This is a genomic window from Sulfitobacter aestuariivivens (genome assembly GCF_014763045.1).
Lineage (GTDB): Bacteria > Pseudomonadota > Alphaproteobacteria > Rhodobacterales > Rhodobacteraceae > Sulfitobacter > Sulfitobacter aestuariivivens.
Map to the genome: position 1 here is coordinate 605,615 of NZ_JACTAG010000002.1, position 21,038 is coordinate 626,652.

Genomic DNA, 21,038 nt, shown 5'->3' on the forward strand with positions numbered 1-21,038 from the left:
CCTTGACCAACCCTTTTCTGTCCAACGCCACCGCAGAACCGCCCGCGCATATCATCGATATGGCGCAAAAGGCCGCCAGCCCGCGGGTGGCCATCGCCCGCGCCGGATCGCGCCTGCCCATGCTTGCCGCGAAAGAGGCGACAGAGGCCAACATGATGGTGCCCATCTTCACCGGCGAACGTCACATGATCGAGGCCGAAGCAGAGAAACTCGACTGGGACATCTCCGGCTTTGAACTTCTGGAAGCCGAAGGCGAGGAAGCCTCCGGCATGGCCGCCGCCATCGCCTGCGGCGAAGGTCGCGCCGATGTTCTGATGAAGGGCCAGCTTCATACGGATGTTTTCATGAAAGCGGCCGTGTCACGCGATGCCGGATTGCGCACGGGCAATCGCTTTGTGCACATCTTCCACATCACCTCGCCTGATGGCAGCCATGCCATCACGATCTCGGACGCCGCCGTGAACGTCGCGCCCAACATCGATACCCGCAAGGACGCCACGTCCGAAGTCGTGAAACTGTTGCACAAACTGGGCAACCCACGCCCCAAGGTCGCGTTCCTCTCAGCCACCGAAAGCCCGATCCCCAGCGTCCCGTCATCAATGGAGGGTCGCGAATTGCGCGACTGGGCGCACGACACCATCGCAGACGCAGATTTCTCCGGCCCGCTGGCCTTTGACCTGATCATGTCGCCCAAGGCCGTGGCGACCAAGAAAATGACCGACGATCCGGTGGCGGGACAGGCAGATGCCATCATCGTCCCCGACATCGTCTCGGGCAATGCGCTGTTCAAATCTTTCGTCTATCTCACCGGCGGTTGTGCGGGCGGCATCGTGATGGGCGCAAAAGTCCCTATCCTGCTGACCTCCCGCGCCGACCCCCCCGCTGCCCGGCTCTCCTCCATCGCCCTTGGCGGGATCATGGCGGCGACATGATTTTAGTCGTCAATGCCGGATCCTCCTCCATCAAGGTCGCCCTTTTCAAGCGCGACCTGACCCAGGTGATGGCGGGACAGATCAGTGGCATTGGCGGCGCGCTGGCCCATCTCAAACTGGGCGAAGACGACCGCAACATCGCGGCCCCTGACCATGACGCCGCCCTTGCGATGATCCTCGCCAGCCTTGACCGTCAAGGCATCACCGCAGACCGGCTCACCGCCGCCGCACACCGCGTCGTGCACGGCGGCACGTCCCTCGTCGATCCCCAGCCCATCACGCGTGAGGTCATCGAAGGGATCGAGGCCGCAACCCCTCTTGCCCCCCTGCACAACCCGAAAAACCTCGCCGGCATCCGCGCATTACAGACCCTTGCGCCAGATCTGCCGCAGTTCGCCAGCTTCGGTACCGCCTTCCACGCCCGCCAGCCGGATGTGGCCACAACCTATGCCATCCCCAAAGAAGAACGCGCCAAAGGCATCCGCCGCTACGGCTTCCACGGCCTCAGCTACGCCTGGATCGTGACCCAGTTCGGCGACGCACTGCCCTCCCGCCTTCTGGCCCTGCATCTCGGCTCCGGCGCGTCCCTCTGCGCCATCAAGGGCGGCACGTCTGTCGCCACCTCCATGGGCTACTCGCCACTGGACGGGCTAACCATGGGCACACGCTCCGGCGCGATCGACGGCATGGCTGTCCTGCGCATGGCACAGGACCACGGCATCGACGCCGCAGGCCACATGCTCAACCGCGACAGCGGCCTCAAGGGCCTCGGCGGCTCCAACGATATGCGCCTCCTGCTGGCCGCCGATACCGACACCGCCCGCTTTGCCGTCGAACACTTCTGCTATTGGGCCGCGCGCCACGCAGGCTCTGCCATCGTTGCCATGGGCGGGCTCGACGCCGTCGCCTTTACGGGCGGCATCGGCGAAAACGCCGCCCCCGTTCGCACCCGGATCATGGAACACCTCGCCCTCTTTGGCGACGTTCCCGTTCATGTCGTCAAAGCCGACGAAGAACGCCAGATCGCCACCGACGCCCTCCACCTCATCAAAGGAGCCGCCTGATGCCAAAGGATCAGCCCGTTATCGACCTTTCCCCCAAGGTATCGGACGAGGTGCGCAAAACCACCTGCTACATGTGCGCCTGCCGCTGCGGCATCAACGTGCACCTCAAAGGCGGCAAGGTGGCCTACATCGAAGGCAACCGCGATCACCCGGTCAACCAGGGTGTGCTTTGCGCCAAGGGATCGGCGGGCATCATGCAGCACAACGCGCCGTCCCGCCTCAAGGCTCCTCTGAAACGTGTCGGCCCCCGAGGCTCCGGCGAATTCGAAGAAATCAGCTGGGAAGAAGCCTACGACATCGCCGAAAGCTGGCTGCGCCCCATCCGCGAGGACAACCCCGAAAAGCTCGCCTTCTTCACCGGACGCGACCAATCGCAAAGCTTCACCTCCTTCTGGGCGCAGGGCTTTGGCACCCCGAACTACGCCGCCCACGGTGGCTTCTGCTCCGTGAACATGGCCGCTGCAGGCATCTATACAATGGGCGGCGCGTTCTGGGAATTCGGCCAGCCCGACTGGGACCACACCAAGCTTTTCATGCTCTTCGGCGTCGCCGAGGATCACGACAGTAACCCCATCAAGATGGGCATCGGCAAGATCAAGGGCCGTGGTGCCCGCGTCATCGGCGTCAACCCAATCCGCTCGGGCTACAATGCCGTGGCCGACGACTGGGTCGGCATCACGCCGGGCACTGACGGGCTTTTCATTCTCGCCATGATCCATTGCCTGATGAAAGCAGGTAAGATCGACCTGCATTACCTCGCCCAATACACCGACGCGCCCGTCCTGCTGAACAGCGACCCCAAGTCGCCCGAATACGGCCTCTACATGCGCGACGAGAACGGCAAGCAACTGGTCATCGACCGCACTACCGGTAAGCTCACCGCCTTCGACCAGCCCGGCGTCAAACCCGACCTCTCCGGCACCCACCGCGCCAAAGGCATCACGCACCGCCCGGTCTTTCACCAGATGGCGGATATGTATCTGAGCGACGACTACGCCCCCGAGGCCGTGGCCGACCGCTGCGGCATCCCCGCAAATCGCATCCGCGCCATCGCCGCCGAGCTGGCCCGCGTCGCATTCGACGAAGCCTTTGAACTTGACCATGCATGGACCGACTTCCGCGGCGAAAAGCACGACACGATGATCGGCAGGCCTGTGTCCTTCCACGCCATGCGCGGCATCTCGGCCCACGCCAACGGCTTCCAGACCTGCCGCGCGCTGCACACCCTGCAGATCCTGCTGGGCACTGTCGAAGTCCCCGGCGGCTTCCGCTTCAAACCACCCTATCCCAAGCCCGCCACCGCACACCCCAAACCCCACATCGGCATGACCCCCGGCGGCCCGCTGAACGGACCGCACCTTGGTTTCGTGCACGGCCCCGAAGACCTCGCCCTGAAAGAAGACGGCACCCCCGCGCGCATCGACAAGGCGTTTACCTGGGACAACCCCATGTCCGCCCACGGGCTGATGCACATGGTCATCTCCAACGCCCACGCGGGCGATCCTTACAAGATCGACACGCTCTTCATGTACATGGCGAACATGTCATGGAACTCCTCGATGAACACCGGCGGCGTGATGGAGATGCTGACCGACAAGGACGAAAACGGCGACTACGTCATCCCCCACATCATCTACTCCGATGCCTATTCGTCGGAAATGGTCGCCTATTCCGATCTCATCCTGCCCGACACGACCTATCTCGAACGCCACGACTGTATCTCCCTGCTGGACCGCCCGATCTGCGAAGCGGACGCCGCCGCCGACGCCATCCGCTGGCCGGTGGTGGAGCCTGACCGCAACGTCAAAGGCTTCCAATCCGCGCTTTGCGATCTCGGCGCGCGCCTCGGCCTGCCGGGTTTTGTCAATGATGACGGCTCGCAGAAATATGCCGATTACGCCGATTACATCGTGAACCACGAACGCCGTCCGGGCATCGGCCCGTTGGCAGGCTGGCGCATGGGCGAAACCGGCCTGCAGGACGGACGCGGCGCCCCCAACGAAGGGCAGCTCGATCAATACATCAAAAACGGCGGCTTCTTCGTCAGCCACATCCCCGACGGCGCCAACTATTACAAACCGTGGAACAAGGCCTACCAAGGCTGGGCGGTTGAAATGGGAATCTACGATAGCCCGCAACCCTACCTTTTCACGATGTACGTCGAACCCATGCGCAAGTTCCAACTAGCCGCCGAAGGCCACGGCGACCGCCAGCCCCCTGATCACCTGCGCGAGCGGATAAAGGCCACCATGTCCCCGTTGCCGATCTGGTATGAAACCGACCAGCAGGGCAACGACGGCTTCACCGTAAATGCGCTGACCCAGCGCCCCATGGCGATGTACCATTCATGGGGTTCGCAAAACGCATGGCTGCGCCAGCTTCATGGCCGCAACCCGCTCTATGTGCCCACCAAGCTGATGCGCGAAAACGGCCTCAGCGATGGCGACTGGGCGCGCGTCTCATCCCCGCATGGCGAAATCACCGTCCCGGTGATGGAAATGGCCGCACTGAATGACAACACGGTCTGGACATGGAACGCCATCGGCAAACGCAAGGGCGCATGGGCGCTCGACGAAGACGCACCCGAAGCCACCAAGGGCTTTTTGCTGAACCATCTGATCCACGAACTGCTGCCGCCCAAGGGCGACGGGCTCAGATGGGCCAACTCGGATCCCATCACCGGGCAGGCCGCGTGGTTTGACCTCAAGGTGCGCCTCGAAAAGGTCGCCGCCCCCAAAGAATCGCGTCCCGAATATCCCCCCATCAAGTCCCCCGTCGGCAAAGGCCCGGAAAATCTCACATGGAAGGTGGGCAAATGACCTTCCCTTCATCTTTCCAGAAAAACTCCGGGGTCTGGGGCTGGCCCCAGTCCCACGCATGCCACAAATCCGACCGCTCGTTGTCGGTGCCACGCACCGACGCGATACCGACGCAATACCGACGCAATACCGACGTCCCGTTCGGAGGCTTTACGAAATGACAACACTTCCCCAATCCACCGACAAAAAGCTCGGCCTCGTCATCGATCTGGATACCTGCGTGGGCTGCCATGCCTGCGTGATTTCCTGCAAAGGCTGGAACACCGAAAACTACGGCGCGCCCCTGGCGGACGAAGACGCCTATGGCGCAAATCCCGTGGGTTCCTTCCTGAACCGTGTCCACTCATACGAGGTCCAGCCGGATGATGGTGCGGCCCAGCTGATCCACTTCCCCAAATCCTGCCTCCATTGCGAAGACGCCCCCTGCGTCACGGTCTGCCCGACAGGTGCGAGCTACAAGCGGGTCGAGGATGGGATCGTGCTGGTCAATGAAAGCGACTGCATCGGCTGTGGCCTCTGCGCCTGGGCCTGTCCCTATGGCGCGCGCGAGATGGATCCCGTTGAAAAGGTGATGAAAAAATGCACCCTGTGCGTCGATCGCATCTATAACGAAAACCTGCCAGAGGTCGATCGCGTCCCCTCTTGCGTGCGGACCTGCCCTGCGGGCGCGCGGCATTTCGGTGATCTGGGCGATCCCAATTCGGATGTCAGCCAGTTGGTCGCGGACAGGGGCGGTGTCGATCTCATGCCCGAACAGGGCACCAAACCGGTCAACAAGTATCTGCCCCCCCGCCCCAAGGACGCGCTGCCGGAATTCGACGTGCTGGCCCCCTTCCTTGAACCGGTCATCAAAGAGCCCAAGGGCTTCCTCGACTGGCTTGACAAAGCGCTGGAGAAAATCTGATGCATCCCGCTCCTTCCGTTATCTTCTTTTCCACATTCTCGGGCCTTGGTTTTGGTCTGCTGATGTTTCTAGGGCTGGGTATTCCCGCCGTAACGGGTTGGATGGCCTTCGCTTTTTTCGCCATCGCCTTTGTTCTGGCGGTGGGCGGGCTGGTCTCGTCTACCTTTCACCTCGGCCACCCGGAACGCGCGCTCAAAGCCTTCAGCCAATGGCGTTCCAGCTGGCTTAGCCGTGAAGGCGTCTGTGCTGTCGCGGCCCTTGTCCTCATGGGTCTGTACGGCGCTGGTCTGGTGTTTTTCAGCCAGCAATGGACCCTGCTGGGCTGGCTTGGCGCGCTCTTTTCGCTGGGCACTGTCTTCACCACCTCGATGATCTATACCCAGCTCAAGACCGTACCGCGCTGGAACCAGGTCTGGACACCATTGAACTTCCTGTCTCTCTCCATTGCAGGGGGCGCGCTGCTTGCCGGACAGATCACCTGGGCAATCATCCTGCTAATCCTTTCAGGCGTCATTCAGGCGGCTGCATGGCTGATGGGCGACAGCCGTTTCAGCCAGTCTGGCACGACGCTCGCCACGGCCACGCAATTGGGCGACCGCGGCACCGTCCGCGCATTTGAACCGCCCCATACCGGCACCAACTATCTGCTGCGCGAATTCGTTCATGTGGTGGGCCGCAAGCACGCTCAAAAGCTGCGGATCATCGCACTGGTGCTGATGGCAGGGCTGCCCGTGGTGCTGCTGGCACTGCTGCCCTTCAACCATTTCATCGCCCTCATCGCGATCGTGGCGCATATCGCAGGCGTGCTGACCGCGCGCTGGCTGTTCTTTGCTGAAGCTGAGCATGTCATTGGTCTCTACTACGGCAAACGGTAAGCACCCATCGGGCGGGTTTCGCCTGACGGTGCCGATGGCCTGACGCAGGCTGGCATGCATGCGACACAGGTAGGTCGGGTCTCAGGAAGGGGGCTGTTTCCGCGCGGATCGCCTTTCGGTTAAGGACATTTGCGATGGGATTACGGCCGAAAGATTGTAGAGTATTCCGATAGTCTGGGAATATCTGACATGAAACTCTTACCTCTCACAGCAGCAAGCCTTCTGGTCGCCTCGGCTGCGGCATCTGAACAACCTTTTGAAATCAACAATATCTATCCGATGACGCAGGAACGCTTTCAGCTCTCGGATCGGCAATACTTCATTCAGGACAATCAGGGCTATTTTGAAGTGGTGCAGGGCCCTGTGACCGAAGGCCCCGCGCGCTGCATCGGTGGGGGGTTCGGATTCAAGGACGGGACCAGCACCATCGAAGGGATCTGCATCTTCGGTGAAGGCGAAGACACCTTCACCATGGCCTGGCGGGCCGGCCAGCAAGGGGCGGCAAACGACTGGGAGATCGTTGCGGCTACTGGGCGTTATAAGGGCATGACCGGCACCGGCATCGCAACCACCGGTGTCGAAATCATGTACCGGGCCCTGCCATTACGCCAGACCCACATTATCGGAACCGTTGATATTCCTGCACCGTAAGGCGGGGTTAACCCCGCCCTACGCCGTTAATGGCAGGCGTTTTTCGACGACACGCGCCATCACCGAAGCGCCGATGGGCAGCACCGATGTATCAAGCACATATTCCGGATTGTGCAATGGCATCGTCCCTGCGTGCCCGACGGTGCAATAGGCACCGGGGATGACGCGTAGCATATCGGCAAAATCCTCTGATCCGGTCACGGGCGGCTCATCCGGCATAAGGTTATCGGCGCCAACAATATCGCCCGCAGCATCCATATAGACATCTGAAAGCTCTGCATCATTGATCAGCACATCAAACGCGGGCCGCAAGGTCAGCGTGACGTCGACATCGTGCATGGTTGCCATCCCGTCGCAAATCGACTGCATCCGCGCGGCGGCAAGATCGTACATGTCATCCTTGAAATACCGGATGGTCCCACCCAGCGTCGCGTTTTCGGGCACCACGTTATAGGCCGACCCGGCATTCAGCTGTGTCACGGAAAGCACCAGCACCTCTTGCGCAGGAATATTCCGTGCCACGATGGTGTGGATCTTGGTGGCCAGCGATGACGCAACCATCAGCGCATCCCTTGACTGGTCCGGGCGGGCCGCATGGCTGCCTTTGCCCTTAATTTCAATGTCAAAGAACGCAGCACCCGCCATCGCCTCGCCCTTGCAGATGCCAACGGTGCCGGGTTTGCCATTGGGCCGGTTGTGCATGCCGAAGATTTCATCACAGGGGAACTTCTCAAAAAGTCCCTCTTCAAGCATCAGTTTGGCCCCGCCCATGCCTTCCTCGGCAGGCTGAAAGACAACGACGGCAGTTCCGTCAAATTCCCGGGTGGCCGCCAGATGCTTTGCGGCGCCCAGCAGCATCGTGGTATGGCTGTCATGACCGCAGGCGTGCATCACTCCAGGCGTCTGAGAGGCATACTCAAGCCCCGTCGTCTCGTGAATGGGCAGTGCATCCATATCGGCGCGCAAGCCAACGCGCCGGTTTCCCTGACCCTTGCCACGGATGATCCCGACAACGCCCGTCTTACCAAGACCGGTATGCACCTCATCCACGCCATAGGCCCGCAACTTGTCAGCGACGATGCCGCTTGTGCGCACCTCGGTGAACCCAATTTCGGGATGCGCATGCAGATCGCGATAGATCGCTTCAAGTTCGTCCGTGCTCTCGGCGATTGTCGGCAGAATATTCATGTGTAGCCTCCTGTCGGGGTCGTAGGGTGGGCACGCGGCCCACCAGGGTCACAGGCGAGGATGCACCCCGCCCAAGCTCAGTTCATCAGCCCTGCGTGGCGCATTGCGTCATCCACCAGCCCCTTGGCGTGATCGGACAGGCCCACATGCGGCAGGCGCACCTCGTCAGAGCACAGGTCAAGCCGGGACATGGCGTATTTCACACCCACCAGACCCGGTTCGGTAAAGATTGCCTTGTGCAGGGGCATCAGCCGGTCCTGAATTTCCAGCGCGGTGTTGTAGTCTCCGGCGGCACAAGCCGCCTGCATCTTGGCCAATGGCCCCGGCGCGACATTCGCAGTAACCGAGATACACCCAACACCACCTTGGGCATTGAACCCATGCGCGGTGGGATCTTCGCCAGACAGCTGGATGAAATCCGCCCCACAGGTCATCCGCTGCATGCTGACGCGCGCAAGGTCTGCCGTGGCATCCTTGACGCCGACAATACGCGGCAGCTTGGCCAGTTCACCCATGGTTTCAGGCGTCATGTCGATGACAGACCGGGGTGGGATGTTGTAGATGATGATCGGCAGATCGCAGCAATCGTGGATCGCAGTGAAATGCGCCACCAATCCACGCTGCGTCGGCTTGTTGTAGTAGGGTGTGACGATCAGCAAACCATCCGCGCCCACCTTCTCGGCGTGCTGGGCCAGGCGGATGCTTTCAACAGTGTTGTTCGACCCCGCCCCGGCGATAACAGGGACACGCCCTGCGGATGCCTTCACGACCTCCTCGACCACCTGTTCATGTTCGCGGTGGGTCAGCGTGGGGGATTCTCCAGTGGTGCCGACCGGCACAAACCCGTCAGAACCTTCGCCAATATGCCACTCGACAAGTTTTTTCAGCGTCTCGATATCCAGCTCGCCGTTGCGAAACGGCGTGACGAGGGCAGGCATAGAACCTTTAAACATGTGCACGCTCCTTTATGTGCTGGTCGGCGGAAAGCCGAACGGTTGACGCAAAATGGCGGTATCGTCATTGGACAGACACGCTTGTCGCCATATGTTGAATGGCTCTAGCCCTTGCCAGACAGGAAATGCAAGCCGTGACCCGTATTCTTGCCAGTGTTATTGCCGTTTTCGCCTTGCTGACACCGCTTGCCGCGCAGGAAACGACGCCATCGGATCCCGCAGTGGATGTGCTCGACGAAGATGCGCTGAAAGCGCTGGCGGCAGAGCGCCCCCGTCCCCGGCCCCAACCCATGGCCGCTGCGATGAATGCTGTGCGGGCTGGCGACTGGGCGCGCGCCGCAGATATCGCGCGGGGCGAAGGCGAGGTCGCCGAAGACATCATAACGTGGATGCGTCTGCGCAACGGGGGCGGCACATATGCGCAAGCGCGCGCGTTTCTTGATCGGCGCGATGACTGGCCGGGAGAGACCTATTTGCGCAAGCGTGTCGAACGGCTGCTGAACGGCCAATCGGACAACGAGGTCCTTGCGTTTTTCACTGAGATGCCGCCGCAAACCCCGCGCGGCGTGCTGGCCCACGCCGCTGCCCTGACCCGTGCCGAGCAAGAGGGCGAAGCGCAGGCTAATTTGGTTCTGGCGTGGCGCACGATGCCCATGAATGCAACGTCACAGGCCCTTTTTCTGGCAGAGCATGAAGGCCTGATCAAGGCGCACCACACAGCGCGGCTCGACGCCATGCTGTGGCAACGCAAACATGAAGAGGCACGCCGGATGTTTGATCTGGTTGGCAAGGATGAACTGGCTCTGGCCAAGACCCGCATTGCGTTGCAGCGGCGCGCCGGCAACGTGAACAAAATGATCAATGCATTACCCGAGAGTGTTTCTGACGACCCCGGCCTTGCGCATGACCGCTTCGAATGGCGTATCCGAAAGAACCTTGTGGCAGATGCCAAGACGCTGCTGTTGACGCAATCAACCTCTGCCGATGCCTTGGGCCGCCCCGAAGCATGGGGCAACCGCCGCCGCGCGCTGGCAAGGGGCGAAATGCGATCGGGCGATCCGGAACGTGCCTACCAGATGGCGTCGCAACATTTTCTTGAATCCGGATCGGACTATGCTGATCTGGAATGGCTGTCGGGATATCTTGCCCTGAGGTTTCTCAAGAACCCCGAGGCTGCGTATCAGCACTTTCTGAACCACGACAGCGCCGTTGTGTCGCCGATTTCACAGGGTCGGGCCGGATACTGGCAAGGTTTGGCGCTCGAAGCGATGGACGACGCTGACGGTGCTGCAAAAGCGTTTGCCGAGGGGGCAAAACATCAGACCTCTTTCTATGGCTTGCTTGCGGCTGAGCGTGGGGGCCTTCCTTTTGATGCGTCGTTGGAGGGGTCAAGGCCGGAAACTGACTGGCGCACCGCACCACTTGCGAACGATCCGCTTTTTCAGGCCGGCATGATGCTGCAGGCCGCTGGTGAACTGACGTTGGCAGAGCGGTTCTGGACACACCTGACAGAACAACTGGTCGCCGACGATATTGCCCTGCTGGGTCAGGCCGCGATTGATGAGGGGCAACCCCATCTGGCCGTCATGATCGGCAAACGCGCCGCGCGCCGGGGTCTTACCATTGCTGCACCTTACTATGCATTGCACCCACTTGCAGACCGCGACTTGCCGATGGCGCCCGAGATGAGCCTTGCCATTGCCCGTCGTGAAAGCGAATTCGATCCGGTGGTGCAATCGAGCGTCGGCGCGCGCGGCTTGATGCAATTGATGCCTGCTACAGCGCGCGAGGTTGCCGCTGATCTGGGGGTAAGTGCGTTGCATTCAACGGCGCGCCTGACGGCAGATCCGGAATACAACGCCGTTCTCGGCTCGCAATACCTTAGCCAGATGGCGGGCCGCTTTGACGGGAATGTCTCAATGATGGCAGCCGCTTACAATGCCGGCCCCAGCCGTCCGGCACGTTGGATGCGCACTTATGGCGACCCGCGCAAGGGCGAGATCGATATCGTCGATTGGGTTGAGATGATTCCGTTTCGCGAAACCCAGAACTACGTCATGCGCGTCACCGAAAGCCTGCCTGTGTACCGCGCCCGATTGGGCAAAGATCCACTGCCCATCCCCTTCTCCAGGGAGTTGATCGGCTCAACGTTGAAGGCTTTCGCGCCATAGGGTGAAAAGCCCCGCGAAAACTACAATCGCAGCCCCAATAAACAGGTGCGGAGCGATGGTTTCTTCAAAGACGGACACACCGATGATCGCGATAAAAACAAGGTGGAAATAGGCAATCGGTTGAACCGCTGTGGCCTCTGCGACCTCGTACGATCTGATCATCAGCCAATGACCTGCAACGCCGGACAGGCACAGCGCCAACATGATGCTCCAGTCCGCGCTTGCGAGTGGCTCCCAGAACCATGCGCCGGCGCAAGAGGTTGCGACAGCTCCCGTCGCCCCGGTCCAGAAAAAGCTTGTCGCTGCACTGTCTTGCCGTGCGGCAAATCGCGTCATAATGGCATAGACAGCGAACAGCGCGGCAGCAACAAATGCAATAATCCCCGCCGGATCGAACACGCTGAGACCGGGTTGAAGGATCACGAGAATGCCGCAAAATCCGATCCCGATTGCGAGCCACCGGCGCCACCCGACCTTTTCGCCCAGAACGGGGCCACTCAACGCGGCGACAAGCAAGGGATAGCAGGCGAAAATGGCGTGCGTCGCAATTAGGCCGAGCACAACGTATGCGATGACGGAAACGCAGATCTCGGCAGCCAGCACCAGACCTCTGATCGCCTGCAACAGGGGTTGATCAGTGCGTATCGCTGCCCAAAACCCACCAGGGCTGCGCGCCGCGATGGCGATCACAAAGGCCGCAAAAAACCAATAGCGCACCATGACCACCATCATCACATTATAGGTTTCGGCCAGATAGCGCGACAGGCCGTCCTGAACGGCAAAGATCAGCGTGGCAGTGATCATCAATATGATCCCCAGCCGCGGATTGTTCGGCTGGATCATCGAAGCGTGCCGCGTGTCATGTGACGTTTGCGCCCAAAGCCTTTCGTGCGGCAGACCTCAAAGCCCGCTTCCTGAAGATTGCGCCGCACAAAACCCGCAGCGGTATAGGTCGCACAAGATCCGTTCACGGCCGTATGCGCACCGACGGATTGCAATAGCTCGGCGGTCCAAAGTTCTGGGTTTTTGGCCGGAGAGAAACCGTCAAGGAACCACGCATCAGCCTTACCATCCCATTTGGGCAAGGTTTCACGGGCATCCCCCTGGATAATGTCCAGCTTTAGGCCCGGCAGGTCGTATACGCGCCCGCGTGGCGACCATTGATCGCGCAGCGCTGCCGCGCGCCCGTCAAACGCAGGCAGTGCCGCGTGTGCTTTTGCCATGTCATCTGTCGCCATAGGATACGCTTCAAAACTGGTAAAGCGCAGGACACCGGTCTGCCCGGACTGCACCCAAGCGTGCCAGGCAACCAGCAGGTTCAGGCCAGTGCCAAAACCAAGCTCAGCGATGTGGAAGCCGTCGCGAAACCGCGCAGGCAGGTCATTGCCCGCCATGAACACATGCTCGGTTTCGGCCACGCCATCTTCCAGTGAAAAGAACGGATCATCGAACCGGGTGGACACCGGCACACCGCCCTCGCGCCAGACGATCGGGTCCCTCTGGTTGCGCACCGGCACATCCCTTATGTTGCAATCTACCGCGCGACACTGCGCAAAGGAGGCAGCCTTGGCAATGGCCGACATCACCGTGCGCGGCGCAGGCATATTCGGGCTGTCCATTGCCTGGGTCTGCGCCTTGCGCGGTGCAACCGTGCAGGTCATCGATCCGCACGGCCCGGCAGCGGGCAGCAGCGGCGGGGTTGTTGGAGCGCTCGCCCCGCATGTACCCGAGAACTGGAACACAAAGAAGGCATTTCAACTTGATAGCCTGTTGATGGCACAAGCGTTTTGGCAGGGTGTCGAATTGATCGGGGGTGTCGGGGCTGGCTATGCGCGCACCGGGCGGCTACAGCCGATTGCCGATGCGCACACTCTTGCGCTGGCGCAGGACCGCGAAGCGTCTGCGCGCGATCTGTGGAAAGACCACGCGACTTGGAAGATCATCCCGGCCAGCGGATTGGATTGGACGCCCGACAGCCCCACCGGACACCTGATCCAAGACACGCTCAGCGCACATCTGCATCCGCGTCAGGCGTGTTCGGCGCTGGTCGCAGCACTGCAAGCAAAGGGTGTGACAGTGCAAAGAGATGGGGCCGATCAAGGTCTGGTTCTTTGGGCAACCGGCGTAGAGGGGCTGAAGACATTGACGGCACAACATACACGGCTGATTGGTGCGGGCGTAAAGGGGCAGGCAGCAGTGCTGGCCTATGATGCCCAAGGTGCGCCGCAGCTTTTTGCTGACGGTGTGCATATCATCCCGCATCTGAACGGCACGACCGCTATCGGCTCCACCTCTGAGCGGGACTTTGACGATCCCACGGCAACGGACGCCCAGCTGGACGCTGTGATTGATCGCGCCCGCGCCACCGTGCCCGCCTTGCGGGACGCGCCGGTCATTGAGCGTTGGGCTGGTGTCAGGCCGCGCAGCAGGTCCCGCGCCCCCATGTTGGGTGCCTGGCCTGGCAGGCCAGGCCACTTCATCGCCAATGGCGGTTTCAAGATCGGCTTTGGCATGGCCCCCAAGGTGGCAGAGGTCATGGCCGATCTGCTGCTTGACGGCGTCGACGCGATCCCGCCGGGCTTTCGCGTTGAAGACAATCTCTAGGCCTGCGCGGTCATGCACTGCCGCCCGTCGGGCCCGCGCACCCAAAGATCACGGCCTCTGCGGCACAAGACAGCCCTTTCAAAATCCATAAGCGGTGAGGTTGCCCGAAATGAGAAAGCCTCAAGCGGCCCCAGTTCGCGCAGGGCCTTGAGCATCAGCAACTGCGCAAGCAAAGGGCCATGCACCACGAGACCCTCGTACCCTTCGATTTGACGCGCATAGGGCAGATCATAATGAATGCGGTGCCCGTTGAACGTAACGGCCGAATAGCGGAAGAGCTGCGTCGTGCTGAAAGACACGGCGTCTTCGGTTTCAGCATCATTGGGTGCCGATGGGGCCGTGGGTTTGACGGACGTAGGATCGGCGTCCTGGCGATAGACCAGGTCCTGCCATTCGGTCACGCAAAGCTGCCCGGCCTGTTCGATATCATGCCTGAGCGTGACAAATCCCAGCGGGCCGGTCCGCCCCTCCTTGCGCTGAGACGTCTCGCAAGTGGTGGTTTTCTTCGCCCGGATTCCCGCGCGCAGGGGGCTATGAAACGTCAGGCGTCCCCCGGCCCACATGCGGCGTTGCAATCCCATATCGGGAATGATCCCACCAACACGCGGATGGCCATCCCGGCCGAGCACCTCGGCAGGCGCGGGTGACCAGAAATAGGCCTGATGGTAAAAGGGCGGCAGGACATCACCCGCCTGTGTCTGCACTGCACGGCCCAGTGTCACATCCAGCGCAGCCGCACGCGCCGGGTCCATGTCATCGCTTTGACTTAAGGTTGGTCTTGGGTCAGTGTTCATATCTCCTGCCTAGACCGAGCACCCGTGATGCCGCAATCCCCTGCCCCGTCCCTTCACCATCTGGACCATTTTGTTCTGACAGTGGCCGATATCCCAAAAACGGTCGCTTTTTATGAGGAGGTGTTGGGGATGCGCGCCAAAACCTTTGCACCCCAAAGCGGGCCACGGCGATATGCACTGACGTTCGGCGACGCCAAGATCAACCTTCATCAACGCGGTGCTGAATTCGAGCCCAAGGCGGCCAATCCTTTGCCGGGCAGCGCAGATCTGTGTTTTTTGACAAAAACGCCCCTGAACGAATGGGCCGATCACCTCGCGGTACAGGGTGTGCCCATAGAAAAAGGCCCGGTGCCCCGCACCGGGGCAACCGGGCCTCTCTTGTCGATCTATCTGCGTGATCCGGATGGCAACCTTATCGAGATCAGCACGTCAAATCAGACCGCGTAGCTGCTTCATGAGCTCCGTCAGTTCCTTGATGTATATTTCACCCGTGAGGTAACCATTCTCATTAAAGGCCTGCCCGCTTTGCGCCAGATGGATCTCTGGTCCCTGCAAGATGTTGGGGCGAAACGGCACCATGAATCCTCGCAGAATCATCTGGGCGCGTTCCCCGCCGGCCCGGCCCGCAGCGGCGGACATGACGGCCAGCGGCTTGCCATTCCAAGGTTTGCCATCTGTACGGCTGACCCAGTCGAGGGCGTTTTTCAGCACGCCCGACGGACCCTTGTTGTATTCCGGCGTTGAGATGATCACCGCATCTGCGTCGGCGATCTGCTGAGCAAGCGTCTGGACATCCTGCGGGATCCCGTGGGCCTTTTCCTCGTCCCCGTCATACAGAGGAAAGCGGATGTTCGCTTCGACATAGTTGGCATCACCAAAAAGGCGCGCAGCCTCTTTCAGCAGTTTGCGGTTGGTGGATTCTGCACGGGTTGATCCGGAGATACCCAGTAAGGTTGGTGTGGTCATTTCGGGGCCTCGTCATTGCGTTTCCCCGATCAAGTTGGGCCTCGCCCGCTTAAAAGCAAGAAGCCCCCGCGCAATGCAGGGGCTTTGTGCAATTTTGAACGGATCTTGTGATCTGCCGGTATCAGGCGTTCGGCAGGATCACGATCTCGACCCGGCGGTTCTGCTGCTTGCCCTGCGGTGTCAGGTTGCTGGCAACCGGCTGGCTTTCCCCGCGACCGAAGGTCTGGATGCGGCCCTGCGGGACGCCGTTTTGCAGCAGCACACCTGCAACCGCGCGCGCGCGGTCTTCGGACAATTGCTGGTTATAGGCGGCATCGCCGTCGCTGTCGGTGTGACCGACAATCTGCAACGTCGAATTGGCGTAGATCTGAACGTTTTGCGCAAGCGCACGCAGGTCTCCGATCAGTGCAGGCTGCAGCGCCGTGCTGTCGGTTGCGAACAGGATATCCTGCGGCAGGGTCACGATCAGGCGGTCACCGGTATTGGTAATCACCACGTTGCTGCCCATTTGCTGGCGCAGCTCTGCCTCTTGTTTATCTAGTGAATAGCCCACGCCTGCGCCAACAGCGCCGCCCAATACCGCACCAATCAGTGCACCATCGCCCCGGTCGCCGTCGTCGGAAACCAGCGCGCCCAGCACTGCGCCGGAGGCCGCGCCAATCAGCGCGCCCTGATTGCGGTTCTGATTGGGATTACCGTCTTCCATGCCCAGTTGTGCAGGGTCTGTGCAGGCCCCCAACATCATTGCACTCGCCAAAGCGGCACCCAGAGTCGTCTTGGTAGAAATCATTTTACTGCCTTCATGTTGCGGCCCCGTTCGGGCAGGGCATCTTGATATGCGCACTATATATAGGCAGTACGACGGGGGAATCACGGGGAAAATGTCATCGGCGGCGTCCCGCCTATGACGCTTCGGCGCGCGCGGCCTCAAATGCCAGCATGGCACGTTTGACTGGCAGGCCCCAGTGATAGCCTCCCAAAGCCCCGGATTTTCGCAGGGCGCGGTGGCAGGGGATCAACCAACTGACCGGGTTACGTCCCACGGCCGTTCCCACGGCGCGCACTGCCTTTGGGTGCCCTATGGTTTCGGCAATGTCTGAATAGGTTGTGACCTGCCCCGACGGAATGCTGAGCAGCGCCTCCCAGACCTTGATCTGAAAAGGCGCGCCGATCAGGTACAGCGGCGCCTTATCCAGCTTGCCATCCTGCGCGCCAAAGGCTGTCAGCACCCAGGGGCGCAACATCATCGGATCCTCGACAAACTGTGCCTGCGGCCATCGGCTCAACAGGTCCTGCATTGCCGCCTCTTCGCCCATTTCACTGGCCAGCGCCAAACCACAGATGCCCTTTTCGGTTCCCATGACCAAAGCAGGCCCAAACGGACTTTCGAACCAACCCCAATAGATGGTCAGATCCGCGCCCTTGCGCGCAAATTCCCCAGGGCTCATGGCCTCCCACCGCAGGAAAAGGTCGTGCAGGCGGCCCGTCCCGGACAAGCCAAGCGAATGCGCCGCCTGAAGGGTTGTGGTGTTTTGCGCCAGCATCTGCTTGGCCTGACCCAGCATCAGATACTGTTGATACCGTTTGGGCGACACGCCGACCCAGCGTGAAAAAAGGCGTTGGAAATGCGCGGCAGACATGCCCATCTCGCCGGCGATATCGTCCAGTTGCATGGGGTCTTCGGCGCGATCAAGCAGGTCTATCGCCCGGCGCATCACGCCGTAGTGGTACCCTTCCTGATCGGGCATTTCGGGTATGGGGCTGATCTGTGTCATGGCTTTAATCTACGCCCCCGCATATCCCCGCGCGACCCGAAACTTGCTGTTTTTTGACAGCTTGCCCTGATGCCGTGAATTGCGCATACCGGCGCCATGGCCAAACAGCTTGACTATCATACCATCCGCGCGATCTTTGACCGCTTTCATGACGCAGAGCCTGAACCAAAGGGCGAGCTGGAGCATGTGAACGTCTATACGCTCGTTGTGGCCGTGGCACTGTCTGCGCAGGCCACCGATGCGGGCGTGAACAAGGCGACCCGGTCGCTCTTTCAAATTGCCGACACACCGCAAAAGATGCTCGATCTGGGCATTGACGGACTGACCGAGCACATCAAGACAATTGGCCTTTTTCGGCAGAAGGCCAAGAACGTCATCAAGCTGAGCCAGATCCTGGTGGATCAATACGGCGGCGAAGTGCCCAATTCACGCGCAGCCCTTCAATCGCTGCCGGGTGTGGGCCGCAAGACCGCTAACGTGGTTCTGAACATGTGGTGGCATCAACCGGCGCAGGCAGTGGACACGCACATCTTTCGCGTTGGAAATCGAACGGGCATCGCCCCCGGTAAAACCGTCGACGCGGTCGAACGGGCCATCGAAGATAATATTCCCGCCGACTTTCAGCTTCATGCCCATCATTGGCTGATCCTCCACGGCCGCTATCATTGCAAGGCGCGCAAGCCTTTGTGCCGCACTTGCCTTATCCGCGATCTTTGCTCTTACGAGGACAAAACAGAATGACCAAAACCTATGAACTTGTCGGCATCGGCAACGCCGTTGTGGACGTGATTACCCAATGCGACGACAGCTTTCTGGGAAACATGGACATCGAAAAGGGCATCATGCAGCTGATCGAGCAAGACCGCGCTGAGCTGCTTTATGCCTCGATGAACGACCGCGTGCAGACGCCCGGCGGTGCCGTCGCAAACACAATTGCCGGTGCCGGTGCGCTGGGGATGCAAACGGCATTTATCGGGCGGGTCCGTGACGACGCACTTGGCAGATTTTATGCCGATGCCATGACAGATATCGGCATCGACTTTGTGAATACGCCCGTATCTGGCAGCGATATTTCAACCTCGCGCTGCATGATTTTCGTGACACCGGACGGGGAGCGGTCGCTGAACACATATCTGGGCATTTCGACCGGTCTGACCTCGGACGATGTGCCGCAGGATGTCTCGGGAAACGCGAAACTGATGTTCCTTGAAGGCTACCTGTTTGACCATGACGCGGGAAAAACCGCCTTCCGCGAGGCGGCACGCGCGACCAAGGCGGGCGGTGGCAAGGCCGGCATCGCCATCTCCGATCCGTTCTGCGTGGAACGGCATCGCTATGACTTTCTCCAACTGATCGAACACGACCTGGATTACGTCATCGGCAATGAACATGAAATCCAGTCGCTTTTCGAAACCAACGACACCGAGGCTGCGCTGTCCAAAACCGCAGATATCTGCGCCAATGTGGTCTGCACGCGCTCTGGTGATGGCGTGACCCTGATCCGCGACGGACAGCGTGTGGATGTGCCTGTGGACATGGTCACACCTGTCGATGCCACTGGTGCAGGCGATCAGTTTGCGGCGGGTTTCCTGTTCGGGATGTCCAAAGGTGCTGATCTGGAAACCTGTGGCCGCATGGGTAACCTGTGCGCAGCAGAGGTGATCAGCCACATCGGACCCCGGCCACAAAAGGATATGTTGGCCGCCTTCAAGGACGAAGGCCTGATCTGAGCACATGAAGGACGGTTTGTACGACATCCCCGTCGGCAAGGTCGCCATGGTCGTCACGCACCTTGAGATGCGCGCGCCGCATTTTCGCAAGGCGCCATGCCCGCCCGGGGTAGACTTTGTGCAGATCGACCCAGACGTCGCCACTTATCGCGCGCTGTTTCGGAAAGTCGGACAGGACTGGCTATGGTACGGACGGCTCGTGATGGAAGACAGCGCGCTGGATGCGATCCTGCGCGATCCGGCCGTGCAGATCTTTACGCTGCAGAAGGACGGTCAGGCCGAGGCCCTGCTGGAACTGGATTTCCGAAAGAACACCGAATGCGAGCTGGCCTATTTCGGCCTAAGTGCCGGGCTGATCGGCACCGGGGCCGGGGCCTATCTGATGGACCGCGCGGTAGAGCGCGCATTCGGATCACCGATTGATCGGTTGCATGTGCATACCTGTACCATCGACAGTCAGCAGGCGCTTGCGTTCTATATCCGCAGCGGATTTGCCGTCACGCGACAGCAGGTCGAGATTGATGATGATCCGCGGATTGCCGGACTGCTGCCCGACGACGTGGCCCCGCATGTGCCGCTGATCCGGCCTTGAGCCAGGTCTAACCTTTGCAGGCTTTGCCCCGCGCGCACCGCATGGCGGTGTCTAAGTGCGATTTCTTGGGATTGGCGAAGACATGCCCGCCGCAGGGTGTGATCGCAATGGCATATCGGCCCGGGGCGTCGCGGCGCACAAAGGCAAGCACCTCCTGCCCGTTTTCGGCACCGCCACACCAGGGTCCGAAACAGGCAACTTCCAGCGTAAGGCGCTGGTCAAACGGAACGGTAAAGCCATTCGCTGCCATTGATTTGCCCCGCAGTCTGCCCTTGATGCGGGTCATCTTTGGCGGGTTGGCTGTGCCATGCGATGTCTTTGGCAACTGTCGCATGTCCAGCGTGAGGCGCCCGACAACAACAAGATAGTCCTGCGTCGCCGCATCCGCCTCATGATAGGTGCGCGCCACCGAGGGCCGCAAACAGCTGAGCGCCGCGGCCTGAACAGGCAGCAGCAGTGCGACGAAAATGATGACATACCGCATCACAGATGCGCCTCGAATGCCTTGAGGACGGCCACGTACACGTCGCGTTTGAAGGGGACGATGTTTGGCACCAGATCGGCCACAGGCATCCAGCGCCATGTCGAAAACTCCTGATGTTCGGTCTCGATGTTCACGTCGGCGTCCTGCCCGTTAAAGCGCATCAGGAACCATTTCTGCTCCTGTCCGCGATAGCGCCCTTTCCAGATTTTTGGCACCAGTTCGTGCGGCAGATCGTAAGGCAACCAGTCTTCGGTTTCCGCAAGGACATCCACCAGTGTTGCGGCCACGCCGGTCTCTTCTTGCAACTCGCGCAGCGCGGCGTCCTGCGGCGTCTCGCCCTTGTCGACACCACCCTGCGGCATCTGCCAGGCGTCAAAATTCCTGTCGGTGCGCTGCCCTACAAACGCGTCGCCCGCGCTATTGATCAGCATGACCCCGACACAGGGACGATAGGGCAGTTTGGCAATCTCTTCTGGTGACATAGACGCGTCCTTTGGGCTGGATACCATGATGGCATGGCCAAGACAGCGATGCCA

22 protein-coding genes are annotated in these 21,038 nt (G+C 60.7%); 12 read left to right on the forward strand and 10 right to left on the reverse strand.

Translation table 11 applies throughout. The features are described 5' to 3' along the window. Positions 1-2 precede the first annotated feature (2 nt). From H9Q16_RS12795 to H9Q16_RS12820, 6 genes are all read left to right on the forward strand, one after another. The gene (locus H9Q16_RS12795; RefSeq protein WP_246455724.1) at positions 3-932 is read left to right on the forward strand and encodes a phosphate acyltransferase; all 930 of its coding nucleotides are present in this window, start codon (positions 3-5) and stop codon (positions 930-932) included. After that, the gene (locus H9Q16_RS12800) at positions 929-1,996 is read left to right on the forward strand and encodes an acetate/propionate family kinase (RefSeq protein WP_191075817.1); all 1,068 of its coding nucleotides are present in this window, start codon (positions 929-931) and stop codon (positions 1,994-1,996) included. Before H9Q16_RS12795 ends, H9Q16_RS12800 begins: the two co-directional genes overlap by 4 nt. Then, complete coding sequence (locus H9Q16_RS12805) at positions 1,996-4,815, forward strand: molybdopterin oxidoreductase family protein (RefSeq protein WP_191075818.1); 2,820 nt, start codon at positions 1,996-1,998, stop codon at positions 4,813-4,815. The genes H9Q16_RS12800 and H9Q16_RS12805 overlap by 1 nt, the downstream gene beginning before the upstream one ends. 157 nt (positions 4,816-4,972) lie before the next feature. Beyond that, positions 4,973-5,719, forward strand: a complete 747-nt coding sequence (locus H9Q16_RS12810) for a 4Fe-4S dicluster domain-containing protein (protein WP_191075819.1) — start codon at positions 4,973-4,975, stop codon at positions 5,717-5,719. Beyond that, positions 5,719-6,594 (forward strand): dimethyl sulfoxide reductase anchor subunit family protein, encoded by an 876-nt coding sequence (locus H9Q16_RS12815; RefSeq protein WP_191075820.1) that lies wholly within the window; start codon positions 5,719-5,721, stop codon positions 6,592-6,594. Before H9Q16_RS12810 ends, H9Q16_RS12815 begins: the two co-directional genes overlap by 1 nt. A gap of 189 nt (positions 6,595-6,783) precedes the next feature. Next, complete coding sequence (locus H9Q16_RS12820; protein WP_191075821.1) at positions 6,784-7,245, forward strand: hypothetical protein; 462 nt, start codon at positions 6,784-6,786, stop codon at positions 7,243-7,245. A gap of 18 nt (positions 7,246-7,263) precedes the next feature. On the opposite strand, the gene H9Q16_RS12825 is transcribed toward H9Q16_RS12820, so the two are convergent. Beyond that, positions 7,264-8,433, reverse strand: a complete 1,170-nt coding sequence (locus tag H9Q16_RS12825; RefSeq protein ID WP_191075822.1) for a M20 aminoacylase family protein — start codon at positions 8,431-8,433, stop codon at positions 7,264-7,266. 77 nt (positions 8,434-8,510) lie between these two features. Beyond that, on the reverse strand, positions 8,511-9,386 hold the full coding sequence (gene dapA, locus H9Q16_RS12830; RefSeq protein ID WP_191075823.1) for a 4-hydroxy-tetrahydrodipicolinate synthase: 876 nt from the start codon (positions 9,384-9,386) through the stop codon (positions 8,511-8,513). 125 nt (positions 9,387-9,511) lie between these two features. Here dapA and H9Q16_RS12835 point away from each other — a divergent pair, with 125 nt between their 5' ends. Then, positions 9,512-11,557 carry a lytic transglycosylase domain-containing protein gene (locus H9Q16_RS12835; protein WP_191075824.1) on the forward strand — a complete coding sequence of 682 codons (2,046 nt, stop codon included), beginning with the start codon at positions 9,512-9,514 and terminating at the stop codon, positions 11,555-11,557. Here the strand turns inward: H9Q16_RS12835 and H9Q16_RS12840 are convergent. Next, positions 11,531-12,400: a DMT family transporter gene (locus H9Q16_RS12840; protein WP_191075825.1), complete on the reverse strand. Its 870-nt coding sequence runs from the start codon at positions 12,398-12,400 to the stop codon at positions 11,531-11,533. The genes H9Q16_RS12835 and H9Q16_RS12840 overlap by 27 nt on opposite strands. After that, positions 12,397-13,068: a tRNA (5-methylaminomethyl-2-thiouridine)(34)-methyltransferase MnmC2 gene (gene mnmC2, locus H9Q16_RS12845; protein ID WP_343067885.1), complete on the reverse strand. Its 672-nt coding sequence runs from the start codon at positions 13,066-13,068 to the stop codon at positions 12,397-12,399. Before mnmC2 ends, H9Q16_RS12840 begins: the two co-directional genes overlap by 4 nt. 61 nt (positions 13,069-13,129) lie before the next feature. Here mnmC2 and H9Q16_RS12850 point away from each other — a divergent pair, with 61 nt between their 5' ends. Further along, the gene (locus tag H9Q16_RS12850) at positions 13,130-14,161 is read left to right on the forward strand and encodes an NAD(P)/FAD-dependent oxidoreductase (protein WP_191075826.1); all 1,032 of its coding nucleotides are present in this window, start codon (positions 13,130-13,132) and stop codon (positions 14,159-14,161) included. Here H9Q16_RS12850 and H9Q16_RS12855 read toward each other — a convergent pair. Beyond that, a complete protein-coding gene (locus tag H9Q16_RS12855) occupies positions 14,158-14,913 on the reverse strand; it encodes an HTD2 family dehydratase (RefSeq protein WP_246455726.1) in 756 nt (251 codons plus the stop codon). The genes H9Q16_RS12850 and H9Q16_RS12855 overlap by 4 nt on opposite strands. Positions 14,914-14,982: 69 nt before the next feature. Between H9Q16_RS12855 and H9Q16_RS12860 the strand changes: the two genes are divergently transcribed. Continuing rightward, positions 14,983-15,402 (forward strand): VOC family protein, encoded by a 420-nt coding sequence (locus H9Q16_RS12860; protein ID WP_191075828.1) that lies wholly within the window; start codon positions 14,983-14,985, stop codon positions 15,400-15,402. On the opposite strand, the gene H9Q16_RS12865 is transcribed toward H9Q16_RS12860, so the two are convergent. The 3 genes from H9Q16_RS12865 to H9Q16_RS12875 all read right to left on the reverse strand — a co-directional run bounded on the left by H9Q16_RS12865 (position 15,385) and on the right by H9Q16_RS12875 (position 17,696). After that, positions 15,385-15,921, reverse strand: coding sequence for an NADPH-dependent FMN reductase (locus H9Q16_RS12865; RefSeq protein WP_191075829.1), 537 nt, complete (start codon positions 15,919-15,921; stop codon positions 15,385-15,387). The two genes, H9Q16_RS12860 and H9Q16_RS12865, sit on opposite strands and share 18 nt — an antisense overlap. Positions 15,922-16,042: 121 nt before the next feature. Next, positions 16,043-16,711, reverse strand: coding sequence for a YiaD family glycine zipper/OmpA-like lipoprotein (locus tag H9Q16_RS12870; protein ID WP_191075830.1), 669 nt, complete (start codon positions 16,709-16,711; stop codon positions 16,043-16,045). A gap of 112 nt (positions 16,712-16,823) precedes the next feature. Then, on the reverse strand, positions 16,824-17,696 hold the full coding sequence (locus H9Q16_RS12875) for a methylated-DNA--[protein]-cysteine S-methyltransferase (RefSeq protein WP_191075831.1): 873 nt from the start codon (positions 17,694-17,696) through the stop codon (positions 16,824-16,826). A gap of 96 nt (positions 17,697-17,792) precedes the next feature. Here H9Q16_RS12875 and nth point away from each other — a divergent pair, with 96 nt between their 5' ends. Genes nth through H9Q16_RS12890 form a run of 3 tightly spaced genes read left to right on the forward strand, consistent with a single transcriptional unit; the run spans position 17,793 to position 20,018 of the window. After that, positions 17,793-18,437 (forward strand): endonuclease III, encoded by a 645-nt coding sequence (nth, locus tag H9Q16_RS12880; protein ID WP_191075832.1) that lies wholly within the window; start codon positions 17,793-17,795, stop codon positions 18,435-18,437. Beyond that, entirely contained in the window at positions 18,434-19,426 is a 993-nt protein-coding gene (locus H9Q16_RS12885) for an adenosine kinase (protein ID WP_191075833.1), read from the forward strand. The genes nth and H9Q16_RS12885 overlap by 4 nt, the downstream gene beginning before the upstream one ends. A 4-nt stretch (positions 19,427-19,430) precedes the next feature. Beyond that, positions 19,431-20,018: a GNAT family N-acetyltransferase gene (locus H9Q16_RS12890; protein WP_191075834.1), complete on the forward strand. Its 588-nt coding sequence runs from the start codon at positions 19,431-19,433 to the stop codon at positions 20,016-20,018. 7 nt (positions 20,019-20,025) lie between these two features. Here H9Q16_RS12890 and H9Q16_RS12895 read toward each other — a convergent pair whose 3' ends face one another. Then, on the reverse strand, positions 20,026-20,502 hold the full coding sequence (locus tag H9Q16_RS12895) for a hypothetical protein (RefSeq protein WP_191075835.1): 477 nt from the start codon (positions 20,500-20,502) through the stop codon (positions 20,026-20,028). Continuing rightward, on the reverse strand, positions 20,502-20,984 hold the full coding sequence (locus H9Q16_RS12900; RefSeq protein ID WP_191075836.1) for an RNA pyrophosphohydrolase: 483 nt from the start codon (positions 20,982-20,984) through the stop codon (positions 20,502-20,504). Before H9Q16_RS12900 ends, H9Q16_RS12895 begins: the two co-directional genes overlap by 1 nt. Positions 20,985-21,038 lie beyond the last annotated feature (54 nt).